General features: G+C 72.6%; 13 protein-coding genes. All 13 read left to right on the top strand.

The annotated features are described in order from the left end of the window. Window positions 1–881: NAD-dependent DNA ligase LigA (locus HZB25_00315; GenBank protein MBI5835663.1), on the top strand; the 881-nt coding region annotated here is incomplete at its 5' end. 40 nt (window positions 882–921) lie between these two features. Then, a complete protein-coding gene (locus tag HZB25_00310; protein MBI5835662.1) occupies window positions 922–2985 on the top strand; it encodes an ATP-dependent DNA helicase in 2064 nt (687 codons plus the stop codon). After that, window positions 2985–4517 carry a histidine ammonia-lyase gene (hutH, locus tag HZB25_00305; GenBank protein MBI5835661.1) on the top strand — a complete coding sequence of 511 codons (1533 nt, stop codon included), beginning with the start codon at window positions 2985–2987 and terminating at the stop codon, window positions 4515–4517. The genes HZB25_00310 and hutH overlap by 1 nt, the downstream gene beginning before the upstream one ends. Next, window positions 4514–6172: a urocanate hydratase gene (gene hutU, locus HZB25_00300; GenBank protein MBI5835660.1), complete on the top strand. Its 1659-nt coding sequence runs from the start codon at window positions 4514–4516 to the stop codon at window positions 6170–6172. The genes hutH and hutU overlap by 4 nt, the downstream gene beginning before the upstream one ends. Before the next feature lies 1 nt (window position 6173). Beyond that, window positions 6174–7484 (top strand): imidazolonepropionase, encoded by a 1311-nt coding sequence (locus HZB25_00295; protein ID MBI5835659.1) that lies wholly within the window; start codon window positions 6174–6176, stop codon window positions 7482–7484. Between the two features lie 87 nt (window positions 7485–7571). After that, the gene (gene ftcD / locus HZB25_00290) at window positions 7572–9101 is read left to right on the top strand and encodes a glutamate formimidoyltransferase (protein MBI5835658.1); all 1530 of its coding nucleotides are present in this window, start codon (window positions 7572–7574) and stop codon (window positions 9099–9101) included. Between the two features lie 18 nt (window positions 9102–9119). Then, window positions 9120–10586, top strand: a complete 1467-nt coding sequence (locus HZB25_00285) for a tetratricopeptide repeat protein (GenBank protein MBI5835657.1) — start codon at window positions 9120–9122, stop codon at window positions 10584–10586. Further along, on the top strand, window positions 10583–11470 hold the full coding sequence (locus HZB25_00280; GenBank protein ID MBI5835656.1) for a PHP domain-containing protein: 888 nt from the start codon (window positions 10583–10585) through the stop codon (window positions 11468–11470). The genes HZB25_00285 and HZB25_00280 overlap by 4 nt, the downstream gene beginning before the upstream one ends. A gap of 131 nt (window positions 11471–11601) precedes the next feature. Then, window positions 11602–12138, top strand: coding sequence for a hypothetical protein (locus HZB25_00275; protein MBI5835655.1), 537 nt, complete (start codon window positions 11602–11604; stop codon window positions 12136–12138). 122 nt (window positions 12139–12260) lie between these two features. Further along, window positions 12261–13901, top strand: coding sequence for a hypothetical protein (locus tag HZB25_00270; GenBank protein ID MBI5835654.1), 1641 nt, complete (start codon window positions 12261–12263; stop codon window positions 13899–13901). Between the two features lie 46 nt (window positions 13902–13947). After that, window positions 13948–14367: a helix-hairpin-helix domain-containing protein gene (locus HZB25_00265; protein MBI5835653.1), complete on the top strand. Its 420-nt coding sequence runs from the start codon at window positions 13948–13950 to the stop codon at window positions 14365–14367. Between the two features lie 272 nt (window positions 14368–14639). Beyond that, window positions 14640–16331 (top strand): type IV-A pilus assembly ATPase PilB, encoded by a 1692-nt coding sequence (gene pilB, locus HZB25_00260; protein ID MBI5835652.1) that lies wholly within the window; start codon window positions 14640–14642, stop codon window positions 16329–16331. A gap of 58 nt (window positions 16332–16389) precedes the next feature. Further along, a complete protein-coding gene (locus HZB25_00255) occupies window positions 16390–17469 on the top strand; it encodes a PilT/PilU family type 4a pilus ATPase (GenBank protein MBI5835651.1) in 1080 nt (359 codons plus the stop codon). The last annotated feature ends 12 nt before the right edge of the window (window positions 17470–17481 follow it).

The following is a 17481-nucleotide window of genomic DNA, read 5'->3' as shown; positions in this document are numbered from 1 at the left end:
AGCGCGGCGGCGAGGTGATCCCGCAGGTGATTCGCGCGCTGCCCGAGCGGCGCGGCGGCGGGGAGAAACCCATCCGCGCGCCGCGCGCCTGCCCCTCGTGCGGCGGGCCCCTGGTGCGCGACGCGGAGGAGGTGGCGCTGCGCTGCGAGAACCCGGCGTGCCCCATGCAGCTGCGCCGGCGCCTGGAGCATTTCGGCAGCCGCGGCGCCATGGACATCGCGGGGCTGGGTCGCTCCACCGCGGAGCAGCTCGCGGACGCGGGGCTGGTGGAGGACGTCGGGGACCTTTATTCCCTGCGCGCCGGCCAGCTCCTGGAGCTCGAGGGCTTCGCGGAGAAGAGCGCCGCGGCGCTGGTGGAGGCCATCGCGGGCTCCATCTCGCGCCCATGGCCGCGGGTCCTGTACGCGCTGGGCATCCCGCACGTGGGTGAATCCACCGCGGAGCTGCTGGCGGGGGAGTTCCCCGGCTGGGACGCGCTGTCCGGGGCGTCCGTGGAGCAGCTCGATGCCGTGCCCGGGGTGGGGGACGTGATGGCCGCGGCGGTGGCGCACTTCCTGCGGCAGCCGCGCCTGGAGCGGGTGGTGGCGAAGCTCCGCCGGGCCGGGGTGACGCTGGCCGGGCCGGCCCGCCAGGTTCGCTCCCGCGCGCTGGAGGGCCGCACGCTGGTGCTCACCGGGACCCTGCCGCACCTCACGCGGGAACAGGCCGCCGAACTGATCAAGTCCCACGGCGGAAGCGTCGCCGGCAGCGTGAGCAAGAAGACCGACTACGTGGTCGCGGGCGAGGCCGCCGGCTCCAAGCTGGACAAGGCCACCGCACTGGGGGTGACCTTGCTCGACGAGGCGGGTCTCCTGGCACTTCTGGGAGAGAAGCTCCCGTGACGCCCCGCACCCTGCCCCGCACCCCGCCCCGGGAGACCTGGTGACCGACACCGCCGGCCTGCGCCTCGAGGAGGCGCTGCGCCTCGAACACCCGCGCTACGAGCCCCGCCCCGACCAGGGCCGCATGGCCTCGGACGTGGCCGACTGCCTGCAGCGCGGCGGCGTGCTGCTGGCCGAGGCACCCACCGGCCTGGGCAAGACCCTGGCCTACCTGCTGCCCGCCGTGGAATGGGCCCGGGCCTCGGGCCAGCCGGTGGTGGTCTCCACGCACACCAAGAGCCTCCAGGACCAGATCCTGGACTCGGAGCTGCCCATCCTGGGCCGCGCGCTGGGCGGCGACGTGCGCGTGGTGCGCCTCAAGGGGCGCGAGAACTACCTGTGTCGCTCGCGCGTGGAGGGCTTCCTGGCGGAGCGCGCCGGCACTCCGGAGGCGCGCCGGCTGGAGGCGCTGCTGGCCTCCGTGCCCGACGGCGATCTCAGCGCCGTGGACGACGGGGACAACGCGTGGGAGCCCTTCCGGGGCCAGGAGCTGGACGCCGGTCACTGCCCCTCCGAGATCTGCCGCGACACCCGGGGCTGCTGGCTGCGCAAGGCCCGCCGCCAGGCGCAGGAGGCCCACGTGGTGGTGGTGAACCACGCGCTGTGGCTCACCGACCGCATGGCGGGCGGCGTGGTGCTGCCGGAGTTCAGCCGGCTGGTGGTGGACGAGGCGCACCACCTGCCGGACGCGTTCACCCGGGCCCTCTCGGTGCGCTTCACGCAGCGTTCCTTCGGGGTCGCCCTGGACCGGTTGCTGGGCAAGCCGCGCGCCGCGGGGCAGCTGAAGGCGCTGCAGGCGGCGCTCAAGGGCCATGCGCAAGGCGACGTGTTCGCCGGGTCGGGCTCCGCGTCCCTCGAGCGCGAGCGGGAGGCGGCCCGCGCGCTGCAGGAGGCGCTGGAGGCGGTGCGCCCCGCGGGGGAGGGGGCCTTCGAGGATCTCTCCCGGGTGGCCGGGCAGGGCGGCCGGGTGCGCCTGGACGGGTGCTCCGATCCCACCGAGGTGTTTCCCCCGCGGCTGGACGACCTGCTGGACCGGCTGCGCGACGCCCTGCGCGCCGGGGAGGCATGGCGCGCCCTGGCGCCGGAGGAGCCGGACTCCGCCTCGAAGCTCCGCCCCTACGTGGTGCGCTCGCTGGGACAGTGGGAGAAGGAGGCCCAGGCGCTGCTCGCACTCACCGGGCCCATCCCGGATGGGCGCTGTGCCACGCTGGAATTCAGCCGGCCCTCCGGGGTGACCCTGGAGAGTGTGCCGTGGAACGTGGGGCGCGAGGCGAGCGCGGAGCTGACCGGGCGGCTGGAGTCGGTGGTGCTCACGTCGGCCACCCTCGCCGCGGACGGCAAGTTCGACTATCTTTGCGGCAGGCTGGGCCTGGAGGCCGGGGACGTGCGCGCGGAGGCGTACGTGTCGGGGATCGACCCGGCACGGCAGCTGCTCGCGCTGAGTGTGAGCGGCGTGCCCGACCCGCGCGAGCCGGGCTACCTGGAGGCGGCGGCGGACACGGTGGCGGAGCTGGCCACGCTGGGTCGCAACACGCTGGTGCTGGCCACCTCGTGGGAGTCCCTGCGCGGGCTCGCCGGGCTGCTGGAGCCGCGGGTGCCGCAGCTGCTGACGCAGGACGATCCGCGGCGGCGCAGCCAGCTGGCGCGCCGCTTCCGCGGCGCCCGCGGGGCGGTGCTGCTGGGGGTGCAGAGCTTCTGGGAGGGCGTGGACTTCCCGGGCGAGGCCCTCGAAGTGCTGGTGATGCTGCGCCTGCCCTTCGGAGTGCCCACGGACCCGGTGTTCGAAGCCCGCAAGCGCGATTACGAGGCCCGCGGCCTGGACCCGTTCCGCGACCTGGCGGTCCCCGAAGCGGTGTTGCGGTTCCGGCAGGGCGTGGGCCGGCTGCTGCGCAGGTCCACCGACCGGGGCGTGTTCGTGCTGCTGGACCGGCGGGCCGGCGGTTCCGGCTACGGGCGGAGTTTTGTCGCGGCGCTGGGCACGCCGCTCAGGCAGGCGCGCGGAGCGCGAGAGGCGGCCGCGGCCGCGGGCGAGTTCCTTGGCGCCGGCACGGTGACGGAGGGTTGATGGCGGTTTCGTACCAGGCGGGGTGGAGCGCGCTGACGGCGCGCGATCTCGAGGCCATTGCGGAGGGCCGGGCGCGGCTCGTGCTGGGCGCGGGGTCGGTGCAGCGGATGGGTGTGTCGCGGGAGACCGTGGAGTCCCTGATGCACCGCGGGCAGGTGGTGTACGGCGTGAACACCGGTTTTGGCAACCTGGTGAGCGAGCGGATTCCGGACGCGGCGCTGCGCGACCTGCAGCGCAACCTCCTGCGCAGCCACGCCTGCGGCGTGGGCGAGACGCTCACCGACCCGGAGAGCCGGGCCATGGTGGCGCTGCGGGCGCACTCGCTGGCCTTCGGCCATTCCGGCGTGCGGCCGCAGCTGGTGCGCGCGCTGCTGGCGCTGCTCGCGAAGAACGTGGTCCCGGTCATCCCGCTCCGCGGCTCGGTGGGCGCGAGCGGGGACCTGGCGCCGCTGGCGCACCTGGCGCTGGTGCTGATCGGCGAGGGGCGGGCGCGCGTGGGGGCTCGACGGTCGGAGGTCGGCGGTGCGGTGGCGCTGCGGCGCGCGGGCCTGCGGCCGGTGGTGCTGGCGCCCAAGGAAGGCCTGGCGCTCATCAACGGCACGCAGCTCATGGCCGGCGTCGGCTCGCTCTCGTGGTGCCGCGCGGAGCGGGTTCTGCTGGCCGCGGAACTGGCCGCGGCCATGTCGGTGGAGGCGCTGCTGGGCAGCGTCAAGCCCTTCGACGAGCGCTTCGCGCGCGTCCGGCCGCACCCCGGGCACGCGGAAACCGCCGCGCGGCTGCGGTCCATGCTGCGCGGCAGCGGGATCGTGGCCTCGCACCGCAACTGCGGGCGGGTGCAGGACGCCTACACTGAGCGGTGCGTGCCGCAGGTCCTGGGCTCGGTGCGCGACTCGTTGCGGTACGTGCGGCGCTGCCTGGAGATCGAGATCAACTCGGTGTCGGACAATCCGCTGGTGTTCGGCGGGGAGGTGATCTCCGGCGGCAACTTCCACGGGCAGCCGGTGGCCACCGCGCTGGACGTGGCCACCATCGCGCTGGCGCAGGTCGCGGGCTTCAGCGAGCGGCGCACCTTCCGGATGCTGGATGCGAAGCTGGGGGAGCTGCCCGCCTTCCTGGCGCGCCGGCCGGGCCTGGAGTCCGGCCTGATGCTGGTGCAGTACACCGCCGCGGCCCTGGTGGCGGAGCTCAAGGTGTTGTCGCATCCTGCCAGCGTGGACACCATTCCCACCTCCGCGAGCACCGAGGACCACGTCAGCATGGGCAGCGTGGCGGCCACCAAGCTGCGCCAGGCCGTGCCGCTGGCCGCCCGCGTGGTGGCGGCGGAGCTGGTGGCGGCGGCGGAAGCCCAGGACCGGCGCCGTCCGCTCAGGCCGGCCGCGGCCACCGGGAACGGCCGCGACGCCGTGCGCCGCTACGTTCCGCCCCTGACCGGCGACCGGCCGCTGGGCGGGCAGCTGGACGTGCTGGCGGAGGCGATCCTCGACGGTTCCTTCCCGGCGTTGCCGGATCCCAGAAAGGCAGGCGTGTCATGAGCGCCATCCGCACCCTGCGCGCGCCCCGGGGCACCAGCCGCACCTGCAAGGGCTGGTCGCAGGAGGCGGCGCTGCGCATGCTGCACAACAACCTGGACCCCGAAGTGGCGGAGCGGCCGGAGGACCTGGTGGTGTACGGCGGCACGGGCAAGGCGGCCCGCAACTGGGCCTGCTTCGAGGCCATCGTGCGCGAGCTGCAGCGCCTGGAGAACGACGAGACGCTGCTGGTGCAGTCGGGCAAGCCCGTGGGCGTGGCGCGCACGCACCCGTGGGCCCCGCGGGTGCTGATCGCCAACTCGCTGCTGGTGCCGGCGTGGGCCAACTGGGAGCATTTCTGGAAGCTGGAAAAGCTGGGCCTGATCATGTACGGGCAGATGACGGCCGGCAGCTGGATCTACATCGGCACGCAGGGAATCCTGCAGGGCACCTACGAAACGTTCGCGGAGTGCGGCAGGAGGCACTTCGGATCCGATCTCGCCGGGCGGGTGGTGCTCACCGCCGGCCTGGGCGGCATGGGCGGGGCGCAGCCGCTGGCGGTGACCATGAACGGCGGGGTGTGCCTGGCGGTGGAAGTGGACCCCTCGCGCATCCAGCGGCGCCTGGAGACGCGCTACCTGGACCGGGCGGCCCGATCGGTGGAGGAGGCGCTGGCGTGGGCCGAGGAGGCGCGCCGCGCGAAGCAGCCGCTGAGCGTCGGCATTCCCGGGAACGCCGCCACGGTGCTGCCGCAGCTGCTCAAGGCCGGCTTCGCGCCGGACGTGGTCACCGACCAGACTTCGGCGCACGATCCCCTCGCCGGCTACATCCCCGAAGGCCACACGGTGGAGGCTGCCGCGGAGCTGCGCTCGCGCGACCCGGCCCGCTACATGGCGCTGAGCTACGCCTCCATGGCGCGGCACGTGGAGGCCATGCTGGCCTTCCAGGCGGCCGGCAGTGCGGTGTTCGACTACGGCAACAACCTCCGGGCGCAGGCGCACAAGGCGGGCGTGGAGCGGGCCTTCGACTTTCCCGGTTTCGTGCCGGCCTACGTGCGCCCCCTGTTCTGCGAAGGCAAGGGCCCGTTCCGCTGGGCGGCGCTCTCCGGCGACCCGAAGGACATCGCGCGCACCGACCGTGCCATCCTCGAGACCTTCCCCGACAACGAGCCGCTGGCGCGCTGGATCCGCATGGCCGGCGAGCGCGTGGCCTTCCAGGGGCTGCCGGCGCGCATCTGCTGGCTCGGCTACGGGGAGCGCGCGGAGTTCGGAGCGGTGATGAACCGGCTGGTGGCGAAGGGGGAGATCACCGCACCCATCGTGATCGGCCGCGACCACCTGGACTCCGGCTCGGTGGCCTCGCCGTACCGGGAGACCGAGGCCATGAAGGACGGCTCCGACGCCATCGCCGACTGGCCCATCCTCAACGCGCTGCTCAACACCTCGAGCGGGGCCTCGTGGGTGTCGGTGCACCACGGGGGCGGCGTGGGCATGGGCTACTCGATCCACGCGGGCATGGTGTGCGTGGCCGAGGGCACCGAGGAGGGCGGCCGGAAGCTGGAGCGGGTGCTGACCAACGACCCCATGAGCGGGGTGTTGCGCCACGTGGATGCCGGATACGACGAGGCCATCGGCTTCGCGAAGGCGAAGGGCGTGCGCGTTCCGACGAGGGAGCGCTGAAATGAACCGCGGCAACGGGCCGGACCGGGTGGCCGCCACCGGCCTGTTGCTGCACGCCGGGCAGCTGGTGACGCTGGCCGGGGGCGAGGGACCGCTGCGCGGGGTGGTGGGGGACGCCGGCGTGATCCCCGACGGTGCGCTGGCCTGGCGCGGCGAGGACATCGTGTGGACCGGCGCCAGCTCGGAGGCGGAGCGCGGTGTGGAGCTCCTGCCGGGCGGGCTGCGTTTCGACGCCGGCGGCCGGGCGGTGGTGCCCGGGCTCATCGATTCCCACACCCACATGGTCTTCGCCGGCCATCGCGACGAAGAATGGGAGGAGCGGCTGCGGGGCGTGTCCTACGCCGAGATCGCCGCGCGCGGCGGGGGAATCCTGAACACGGTACGCGCCACCCGGGCCGCCGGCGTGCCGGAGCTGAAGAGCCTGGCCGAGTGCCGGCTGCAGCGGGCGCTGGAGGCGGGGGTCACCACGGTGGAGATCAAGAGCGGCTACGGGCTGTCGCTGGAGAGCGAGCTCAAGATCCTGGAAGTGGTGGATCTCATCCGCCGCGAGGGTCGCTACGACGTGGTGCCCACGTTCCTGGGGGCCCACGAGGTGGGCCCGGAGTTCCGCGGCCGGCGCGCCGACTTCGTGCGCGAGGTGGCGCGGACCTGGATCCCCGAGGTGGCCTCGACCGGCCGGGCGGAGTTCTTCGACGTGTTCTGCGAGAAGGACGTCTTCGAGCTGGAGGACACCCGCGCGATGTGCGAGGCGGCCCTGGCGGCCGGCCTGCGGCTGAAGTTGCACGCCGACGAGTTGCACCCGCTGGGCGGAGCCGGGCTGGCCGCCGAGCTGGGCTCGGTGAGCGCCGACCACCTGGTCCACGCCTCGGACTCGGATCTTGAGAAGATGGGCGCATCGGGGACGATCCCGGTGCTCCTGCCCGGGACGTCGCTGATGCTGGCCATTCCGTGGGCGCGCGCGGCGCGCATGCTGGAGATGGGGCTGCCGGTGGCGCTGGCCACCGACTGCAACCCCGGTACCTGCTACTGCGAGAATCTGCCGCTGATCGGCAGCCTGGCCCTGGGCGGCTACCGCATGCCGCCGCTCACGGCGCTGGCCGCGGTGACGCGCAACGCCGCCTGCGCGGTGGGCCGCGGCGGGCGGCTGGGACGGCTGCAGACCGGCTACCGGATGGACGCCGTGATGCTGGAGGAAGCCTCGCCGGCATCGCTGTTCTACCACGTGTCGGCGCCCCACGCGCGGGTGGTGTGGATGCGGGGAGAGGTGGCGTTCCGGCGCGACGTCGGAACCCCCGTGGAGACGACCCACTAGCGCGGCCCCGGGCGCGCCGGCGCGGGCGGACCGGCGGGCGCGCATCCTTGGGCCTTCGATTCCTTCCGACCTGCTGCGAGGAGCCCCATGCAACCGATGATCGAATGTGTCCCGAATTTCAGCGAAGGCCGGCGTCCGGAGGTGGTGGCGGCGATCGTGGAGTCCATGACCGCGGTGGAGGGTGTGACGCTGCTGGACCGTGAGATGGACCCCAGCCACAACCGCTGCGTGGTGACCTTCGTGGCGCCGCCGGGCGTGGTGGTGGAGGCGGCGCTGCGGGGGATGCGCAAGGCCGCGGAGCTGATTGACCTGAACCACCACGAGGGCGAACACCCGCGCATGGGGGCCACGGACGTGGTGCCGTTCGTGCCGCTGGGCACCGCCACCATGGACCAGTGCGTGGAGCTGGCGAAGGAACTGGGTCGGCGGGCCGGGGAGGAGCTGGGCATCCCGGTGTTCCTGTACGAGGCCGCCGCCACCCGCCCGCAGCGGGAGAACCTGGCCGAGGTGCGCAAGGGCGAGTTCGAGGGCCTGCGCGAGGCCATCGGCAGGGACCCCGCGCGCCTGCCGGACTTCGGCCCCGGGAAGATCCACCCCACGGCGGGTGCCACGGCGGTGGGGGCGCGCATGCCGCTGGTGGCGTTCAACGTGAACCTGGGCACGCCCGACGTGCGCGTGGCGAAGGAAGTGGCCAAGGCGCTGCGCTTCCAGACCGGAGGCCTGCGCTACGTGAAGGCGCTGGGCTTCTTCCTCGAGGACCGCGGGATCGCCCAGGTGAGCATGAACCTGGTCAACTACCGCCAGAGCCCCATGCACCGCGCCTTCGCCATGGTGCGCGAGGAGGCGGAGCGCTTCGGCGTGGGCGTGGTGGGCAGCGAGATCGTGGGGCTGGTCCCGCAGGACGCGCTGTTCGCCGCGGCCGAGCACGCGCTGCGGCTGGAGGCCTTCACCCCCAACCAGGTCCTCGAGAACAAGCTGGCCGCGGCGGGTGCGGGCGGGGGCGGTGGGTCGGTGGGGGAATTCCTGGATCGGATCGCCTCGCGCGAACCGACCCCGGGGGGCGGAGCGGTGTCGGCGCACGCGGGCGCGCTGGCCGCCGCGCTGGGCGCGATGGTGGCGGGCCTCACCGTGGGCCGCAAGAAGTACGCCGCGGTGGACGCCGAAATGCGCCAGGCGATGCGCAGGTGCGAGGAGTTGCGCTCCCGGCTGTCCCAGCTGGTGGAGGCGGACAACGCCTCCTTTGACGAGGTCATGCGGGTCCGCAAGACGCCTGCCAACAACGAGATCGAGACGTCGCGTAAGGCGAAGCTGGAACTGGAGGCCCTGTGGAAGGCCACCCGGGTGCCGCTGGAGACGGCCCGGGCGGCCGCCGAAGTGGTGGGCCTGGCCGGCGAGATGGCCGCCAAGGGCAACCGCAACGCCTTGAGCGACGCGGGGGTGGGGCTGCTGATGTCGCAGGCGGCCGGGAGGGGGGCGCTGTACAACGTGGCCATCAACCTCAAGGACCTGCCCGACGGGCCGGACAAGGAAGAGGTGCGCCGGGAGGCCGCGGCTCTCAAGCAGGCCCTCGCGGGGGCCGATAGTGTATTGGCTGCACTGGAAGCCGGACTGGCCTGACCCGTTGCGGGAGGATCCTTGGAGCGAGCTGCTGACATTAAGCGGCAGGCCCAGAATTTCATCAAGCAGGGCCGTTGGGACGAGGCCATCAGGGCCTACGAACGTCTCGCGCAGGCGTCGGATCCCGATCCGTACCTGCTGGTGATGATCGGCGACGTCCACATCCGGCGCGGGGACACCGCGTCGGCGCTGGGGTCGTACACCCAGGCCATCGAAGGCTACCGCGCGGTCGGGCTGCTGAAGAACGCGGTCGCGCTGGGCAAGAAGCTGCTCCGCTACAACCAGCAGAAGGTGCAGGTGCTGCGCCTGCTGGGAGACCTGACCGCGCAGGACGGCCTGGCCGGGGACGCGGCCGCCTTCTATGCCGCCGCCGCGGAGGAGGAGGTCTCCACCGGCCACATGGACGCCGCGGCCGAGATGTTGCGCCGGGGCGTGTCCGTCTCACCGGTGCACGCGGATTGTTCCAACCGGCTGGTGGATCTCTACGTGAGCCTGGATCGCCCGCGGGATGCCGCGGGAGAGCTGCTGCGCATGGCCGCGGCGCTGCGCATGGCCGGCCGCGAGGAGATCGTGCATTACCTCCTGGAGCGCGCCCGCGCGCTGGATCCCGAGGCGGAGCTGCCGTCGCTGGAGCCGGTGCAGGGCGGGACCACCGACCCCGCGCTCGGGCTGCGGGATGCCCTGGAGTCCTCCGGGCGGCCCGCCGCATCGCCCCAGGCCCCCGCGGTGCCGCGCGTCGCCGGGGACCGGTTGTCCGACCTCGAGGGCACCAGCCGCGCCAAGGAGAGCCCCGCTGCGCCGAAGGAAGTAACCCCCGCCGCGAAGTCGGCTGCCGGGCAGGCGCAGAAGGAAGGCACTCCGGCCGCGAAGCCGGCGGCCCCGTCGGCGCCGAAGACCGCCGCCGCGAAGGCGAAGCCGCCCGAGGCGGCCGCGCCGGAGGCGGCGCCGGCAGCCGCCGAGGCCGCATTCGTGGAGCCCGAGGCGCCCGCGAAGCGCAGCACCAGCCGCTCGGTCAGCGTGCGCGACGAAGCGCCGGCGGCCGGGGCGTTGATTGATCTCTCCAAGATTCTGGACGAATTCAAGCAGGGCCTGGAGCAGCAGATCGCGCCCGACGACGCCAAGAGCCACTACGACATGGCCATGGCATTCATGGAGATGAACCTCCTCGGGGACGCGGTGGCCGAGCTGGCGGCGGCCTCGCACGACACCGAGATGCGCCCGCGCTGCTGCGAGCTGCTGGGCCAGTGCTACCTGCGCCAGGGCCTGCCGGCCGACGCCGAGCGGATCCTGCGCCGCGGCCTGGAGTCGCCCGGCCTGGCGGAGGAGGCGTTGCTGTCGCTGCGCTACCACCTGTCGCTCGCGCTCGACGAGCTGGGACAGGGGGAGGAGGCGCACGAGCTGATGGCGGAGGTGGTGCGCACGCGGCCCGACTTCATGGACGCGGCGACGCACCTCGAGGCGTTTCGCCTGAAGCGCGCCTCGTGAGCCCCTTCGGCATCAAGCTGCTCCGGCCGCGCCCCCGGCCCCCCGAGATTGACCTCCACATGCACAGCACGCAGTCCGACGGGTCGGTGGACCCGGCGGGACTGGTGCGCGAGGCGCTCGCGCTCGGGCTCAAGGCCATCTCCATCACCGACCACGACACCACCTCCGCCATCGTCGAGGCGCGCCGCTCCGCCGAGGGCACCGGCCTGGAGATCGTCCCCGGCGTGGAGCTGTCCACGGCGGAGGGCAAGTCCGACGTGCACCTGCTGATCTACGGCTTCAGCGACTCCGAGGGCCTGGAGCAGGCGCTGCTCCGCTTCCGCGAGGCGCGCGAGCGGCGCGCGGAGGAGATGGTGGGCAAGCTCAACGCGCTGGGCATCGAGATCACCATGGCCGAAGTGCGGGCGTTGGCGGGCCCGGGGGCCATCGGCCGCCCGCACCTGGCGCAGGCCCTGGTGCTCATGGGGGCGGCCGAGACCAGCCAGGAGGTCTTCCGGCGCTGGCTGGGGCACGGCGGCTCGGCGTGGGTGCCCAAGGAGCGTCTCACCATGGAGGACGCCGCGGAGATCGCGCGCCGGCACGGGGGCGTCACCTCGCTGGCGCACCCCGCCACGCTGCGTCGCGACGACCTGATCCCCACCCTGCGCGACCGCGGGGTGCAGTGCCTGGAGGTGTGGCACTCCCGCCACGACGTGGAGTGCTCCAAGTACTACCTGGCGCTGGCCCGCCGGCACGGGCTGGTGCCCACCGGCGGCTCCGACTACCACGGAGCGCACAACCCCGGCGTGACCATGGGCTGCACGCGGGTCGCGGCGGAAGTCCTCGAGGAGTTGCGCGCGGCCTTCCCGTCCACTCCGCCCAGCATCTCGCCATCCATCCCCTGAGCCCCGGTTTCGAGATCGCCCCGCCCGTTCCCGCCGCCCGGAGCATCCGCACGGTGCATCTGAAAGGTTGACACTGGTCGGCACTGCAAGGTTGACCGGCCCGCACCCGCTGCCTAGACTCCGCAAGCTGGATGCCCGAATCTCCCGATCGTCACGAGCCGGTGTCGCGGCGCGCCCGGCGCATCGCAGTGGAGGCCGTGCTGGCCGCGCTGATCGTGGCCAGCGGGCGCTTCCACGTGATCCCCAGCGTGGAGTGGGTGAGCGTGCTGTGTCTCGCCGCGGGCCTGCTCCGGGGAGTGGGCGGCGGGCTGCGCGTGGCGGTCGCGGGCATGTTGCTCTACAGTCTCACCAGTCCGTATGGCCTGGCCTCGCCGCTGGTGCTCGCGGCGCAGGTGCTGGGAATGGCGCCCGCGGGGCTCGCGGGCGGTTTGCTGCGCCGCGGGACACCCGCGTTCTGGGTCTACGGCGCCGCCGGGTTCCTCACCACCCTCTGGTTCGATCTTTGGACGAATCTCGCCACCGCACAGTACGTGGGAGCGCTGGGGCCGTCGCTGGCCGCGGCGCTGCCGTTCACCGCGGTGCACGTGGCGTCCAACGTGGTGCTGTTCGCCGCGCTGGGCCCGCTGCTGCGCTCGCGGCTCTCACCGCTCTTCTCCTCGGCGCGCTGAGCCCAACGGGGGTCGCGGCGGCCGTGGATTCGACCGCGGCGCGGCCGGCGCCCGTGAATTCGACCGCGGCGCCTCGCACGGACGTACCTGCCGCTCCCCCCGCCGTGGCGCGCCCGGCGCCCGTGCCGCACGCGGTCACCACGTTGCAGGCCGGCCTGCCCGGTGTGCGTTCCGCGTCCGTCGCCCCGCCCTTCGACCGCCCCGCGGACCGGGAGGACCGTTTCTTCCGCTCCTACGCCGACCGGCTGGCCGAGGCGGGCTGGGTGGCGGACGTGGACTACGGCTACACCGGCCGCGAGCGCTACCTGTTCGCGCCCGGCTCCCCGCGTCCACCGGTGATCCTGCTCGATGGGTTCCCCGCGGACCTGGGCTGGGTGGCCTCCGGCGCGCTGGAGGGCTGGGGCGGGGACCTGGACGGGGGGGGGCGCGCCTCCTGGCCAGACGGACCCGGTCCACACCTTCCCGGTGGGGTGCTGGCGCTGTCCCGCTACCCGGCGGGCGACGGCTCGCTGCTGGCCCGGCTGACGCTGCACGCCTCCGACGTGGGCGCCCAGGACGCGCGGGTCCACTTCGCGCGGCGCGACGCCGGCAGCGAGTGGGCGTCGTCGTTCGGCACGCGCAAGGAGGTTGCGAGCTACCTGGTCGAGGAGTACCGCGCCCGGGGCCTGGCCCTGGCCGGCGCGCGCCGGGCCCGCTGGGGGCGGTGGCGCGTGTCGCTGCTCAGTTCCACCTCCGACGTGGTGGACTACTCCCCGGACTTCACCGGCGACAAGACCCGCCGCGAGCTGGTGCGGCTCGGGGCGGGAGCCTCCAGCCGCGACAGCGTGGTGTGCGCGTGGGTGGTGCTGGGGAGCGCCGGCGACGGCAGCGGCCGCGAGCCGCGCCGGGCCGCCGCCGTGCGCTTCGCGCCCCGAGGCCTGCCGCTGGGTGGTGCGCTGGGGCTCTCGGTGCAGCGGGACAGTTCCGGCGGGGCCCGCGCCACGGTGCAGGGGTCCGTGGGTGCACCGGGCTGGGAGGCGGCGGCGAGCCTGGACGCCACGCGTCCCGACGGGCGGCCGCGCCTGCTGCAGCTCCGCGGTTCGGCCACGCGCGCGTTGTCCGGGGGCTGGAACATGGCCTTCGAGGGCAGCTGGAGCGCGGAGATCAGCACTCCTCCGGGCGCAGGGCAGGGAGGCGGGCTCTCCATGCTGCGCGTGGAACCTCGATTGCAGTGGCGGGCGGGGCGGGCGCGCGCGGAGATGTCGGTGTTCGTGGAGCGGGACAAGGGGCTGGACCGCGAGCCGGCCCTGGAGGCGTACTCCACGCTCGCGCCGGCGGCGGTGCGCGACGCGCGCTCCCTGGGCCTGCGGGCCCGCGCGGAGATCCCCGGGATCCTTCGCACCCGGTGGGGCGTGTCCGGCTTCGTTCAGCGCACGCGCGACGAGCGCGGGTGGCGCTTGCCGTACCAGCCCCCCTACGCCGCGCACGCCTTCGTGGCCGCCGACCGGCGCACCCCGCTGCTGCCCCTGGATGCGCACCTGCGCCTCACCGCGCACGCGGAGGGGGAGCGGAGGGGCGAGAACGACGTGCCCGCCGCCGCGCACGTCACCCTGGATTTCGAGACCGTCCTCGACTACGGCCAGCTGCACGGTCAGTTCGGCTTCTACAACTTCACCGACCTCGGTTACGAGACCACGTTCACAATCCCGGGACGGCCCACGCTGGCCGCGCCCGCTCCGGGCCGCAGCTTCCGCTTCGGCATCACCTGGGACCTCTGGAACTAGGCCGGCACCGGCCCGATCCCTCGACTTCCCCCGCGGACCCGCCGAGATGACTCCTGGCGCGCGCGCCCTGCTCCGGATGGGGCTGGCGTCGGCGGTCGCCGTCCTGATCGCGGTGCTCGCGCACCGGGCCCCCGTGCCGGCGGAGCGCCTTGCCGCCGCGGGAGGCGTGGGCACCGCCGCCGCCGCCGCAGACGCGCCCGGAGCGGAAGCCCCCGGCTCACCTGGAGCGGGCCTGCCGCCGCGTGGCGCAGCGTGGCCCGGCGAACCCGGCGGGCATCGCTTGAGCCTCAACCGGGCCAGCCAGGCCGATCTCGAGGCCCTGCCGGGCATCGGACCGGCCCTGGCGCGGCGCATCCTCGAGTTCCGCGCCTCGCACGGGCCATTCCGGAGCGCGGAGGAGCTCCTCCTGGTGCGGGGCATCGGCCCGCGCAAGTGGGCGGCGCTGCGGGGTCTGGTGGCACCGTAGGGAGCCGGGGCCCGGGAGACCCGAAGCAGCCCGAGGCCACAGGCTCCGCGCGAAGCGGAACTCAGAAGAGGGCAGCCTGCACGCGCGCGCCCGCACTCCCCGCTTGCATCCTGCATCCACCCATCGCGTCCCGTGGGCGCGCATTTCCGGAGCGGCAACGAGTTAGGACGCATCGGGAAGCGGCACGCCCCTTGCGCCTACTCTCGCGGGGGCCATCCGGCCCCGCCTTGCCCGTTTCCTGACACGCAACCGATGCCGGGGGCTCCGGAACCTTGGAAGACCTGGGACTCAAACTGCTCGAAGCGCAGCTGGTCACCGAGGAGGGGCTTTCCAAGGCCCTGGTCCAGCAGAAGAGCTCGGGCGGCACGCTGGAACACAACCTCGTCAAGGCCGGCGCGGTCCAGGAGGAGCGGCTGATGCTCTTCCTCTCCGAGCTGTTCCACGTGCCGCTGTTTGACGTGGCGCACGCGGAAGTGGACCCCACCGTCACCCGCCTGATCCCCGCGGAAGTCGCGAACAAGTTCCTGGCCATCCCGGTGGCCCGCCTCGGCCGCCGCCTGAAGGTGGCCATGGCCCACCCGGACAACCTGTTCGCCATCGAGGACATCAAGTTCATCACCGGCTACGACGTGGAGCCGGTGCTCTCCTCCGAGGCGGATATCCGGCGGGGGATCGAGCGCCACTACGAGACCGCGGGCGCTTCGCTGTCCGAAGTGATGAAGGGGATGGAGGACGACCTCCAAATCGTCGACGAGGACGAGGATGACGATGCGGACCTCGGCAACCTCGCCGAGGAAGCGCCCATCGTCAAGCTGGTCAACTCGCTGATCACCGACGCGGTGCGCAAGGGGGCCAGCGACATCCACGTGGAGCCCTACGAGCGGATGCTGCGCGTGCGCTTCCGCATCGACGGCACGCTGTACGAGATGATGTCGCCGCCGGTGAAGTTCAAGAGCGCCATCCTGTCGCGGCTCAAGATCATGGCCGAGCTGGACATCGCCGAGCGCCGGCTGCCCCAGGATGGGCGCTTCAAGACCAAGATCCTCAACAAGACGGTGGAGTTCCGCGTCTCGTCGCTGCCCACCATCCACGGCGAGAAGATCGTGCTGCGCGTGCTGGACCAGTCGAACCTGAACGTGGACCTGACGCGCCTGGGCTTCCACGAGAAGTCGCTGGACGCGTTCATGCGGGCGATCTTGAACCCCTACGGGATGGTGCTGGTGACCGGTCCCACCGGCTCGGGCAAGACCACCACGCTGTACTCGGCGCTCAGCAAGCTCAACACGCCCGAGGTGAACATCATGACCGCCGAGGATCCGGTGGAATACAACCTCGAAGGCGTGAACCAGGTGCTGGTCCAGGAGGACATCGGGCGCACCTTCGCCGCGGCGCTGCGCGCGTTCCTGCGCCAGGACCCCAACATCATCCTGGTGGGTGAGATCCGCGACGTGGACACCTGCTCCATCGCCATCAAGGCGGCCCTCACCGGTCACCTGGTGCTGTCCACGCTGCACACCAACGACGCCGCCAGCTCCATCAACCGTCTCATCGACATGGGCATGGAGCCGTTCCTGGTGGCCGCGTCGCTGAACCTGATCGAGGCCCAGCGGCTGCTGCGCCGGGTGTGCCCGCACTGCAAGAAGCCCATGAAGGTGCATCCGGAGCTGCTCGAGGAGCTGCAGTTCCCGGAGTCCGAATGGGACGGCATCAGCCTCTTTGAGGGCCAGGGCTGCGTGGAGTGCCGCAACACCGGGTACAAGGGCCGCGTGGCGGTGCACGAGGTGATGCCCATCAGTCCGGCGGTGCGGGACATGATCCTGGACCGCTCCCCGACCAGCGCGATGAAGAAGCAGATGATTGATGAAGGATACCTGACGATGCGCGTGGATGCCCTCATCAAGCTCAAGAACGGCATCACCACGGCCGAAGAAGTGTTGAAGGAGACGGCCCCGGACCGATTCTGACCGGGGCCCGGAATCGCGCGCGCCACTGACGGACGCCTGGCCCGAGGAATGACCGACCATGTGGAACATGAGAGCCCTGCTGGAGGAGATGATCTCCCGGAACGCCTCGGACCTGCACCTGAGCGCCGGCATCGCGCCCGCCTACCGCGTGGACGGTGCAGTGGCCATGGGGGAGGGCGAGCCGCTCACCCCGGAGGACACCCAGAAGCTGGCCTACAGCGTGCTCACCGACGAGCAGCGCAAGCGCTTCGAGGTGAGCAAGGAGCTGGACCTCTCCTTCGGTATCAAGGGCCTCTCGCGCTTCCGCGCCAACGTGTTCCAGCAGCGCGGCGTGATCTCGATGGCCATCCGGCAGATCCCGTACTCGGTGCTGGCGTTCGAGCAGCTGGGGTTGCCGCCCTCGTGCCGCGAGCTGACGCTGAAGCCCCGCGGGCTGGTGCTGGTCACCGGCCCCACCGGCTCCGGCAAGTCCACCACGCTGGCGGCCATGCTGGACCTGATCAACGGCGAGCGCGAGGGACACATCATCACCATCGAGGACCCCATCGAGTACGTGCACACGCACCGCAAGTGCATCGTGAACCAGCGTGAGGTGAACACCGACACGCAGACCTTCGCGGCGGCCCTCAAGTACGTGCTGCGGCAGGACCCCGACATCATCCTGGTGGGGGAGATGCGCGACCTCGAGACCATCGCCGCCGCGCTGACCATCGCCGAGACCGGTCACCTGGTGTTCGCCACGCTGCACACCAACAGCACCTTCGAGAGCGTGAACCGCATCGTGGACGTGTTCCCCGCGGAGCAGCAGGAGCAGATCCGCGCGCAGCTGGCCTTCTGCCTGGAGGGCGTGATCACCCAGCAGCTGGTGCCCCACGTGAAGGGCCGCGGGCGGGTGCTGGTGGCCGAGGTGCTGATGGTCACCCAGGCCGTGCGCGCGGTCGTTCGCGAGGGCAAGGTCCACCAGATCTACACCCTGATGCAGGCCGGCGCGAAGCACGGCATGCAGACCATGAACCAGGCCCTGTACCAGGCCTACATCAACAAGAAGATCTCCATGGACGAGTGCCTGGGCCGCAGCCCCAACGTGCAGGAGCTGGAGCAGCTCCTGGGCAAGACGGGATCGCGCGCAGCCGCGTAAGGAGCCGGACGC

Source organism: Candidatus Eisenbacteria bacterium, assembly GCA_016235265.1.
Classification (GTDB): domain Bacteria; phylum Eisenbacteria; class RBG-16-71-46; order RBG-16-71-46; family JACRLI01; genus JACRLI01.
Note: the sequence above shows the minus strand (reverse complement) of the source record. Positions and strands in the feature narration are given on the sequence as shown.

Bases quoted from the DNA above. Each gene is read 5' to 3' on its own strand.
- hutH (MBI5835661.1), top strand. From the start codon at position 2,985: ATGGCGGTTTCGTACCAGGCGGGGTGGAGCGCGCTGACGGCGCGCGAT.
- hutU (MBI5835660.1), top strand. From the start codon at position 4,514: ATGAGCGCCATCCGCACCCTGCGCGCGCCCCGGGGCACCAGCCGCACC.
- HZB25_00295 (MBI5835659.1), top strand. From the start codon at position 6,174: ATGAACCGCGGCAACGGGCCGGACCGGGTGGCCGCCACCGGCCTGTTG.
- ftcD (MBI5835658.1), top strand. From the start codon at position 7,572: ATGCAACCGATGATCGAATGTGTCCCGAATTTCAGCGAAGGCCGGCGT.
- HZB25_00275 (MBI5835655.1), top strand. From the start codon at position 11,602: ATGCCCGAATCTCCCGATCGTCACGAGCCGGTGTCGCGGCGCGCCCGG.
- HZB25_00265 (MBI5835653.1), top strand. From the start codon at position 13,948: ATGACTCCTGGCGCGCGCGCCCTGCTCCGGATGGGGCTGGCGTCGGCG.
- HZB25_00255 (MBI5835651.1), top strand. From the start codon at position 16,390: ATGTGGAACATGAGAGCCCTGCTGGAGGAGATGATCTCCCGGAACGCC.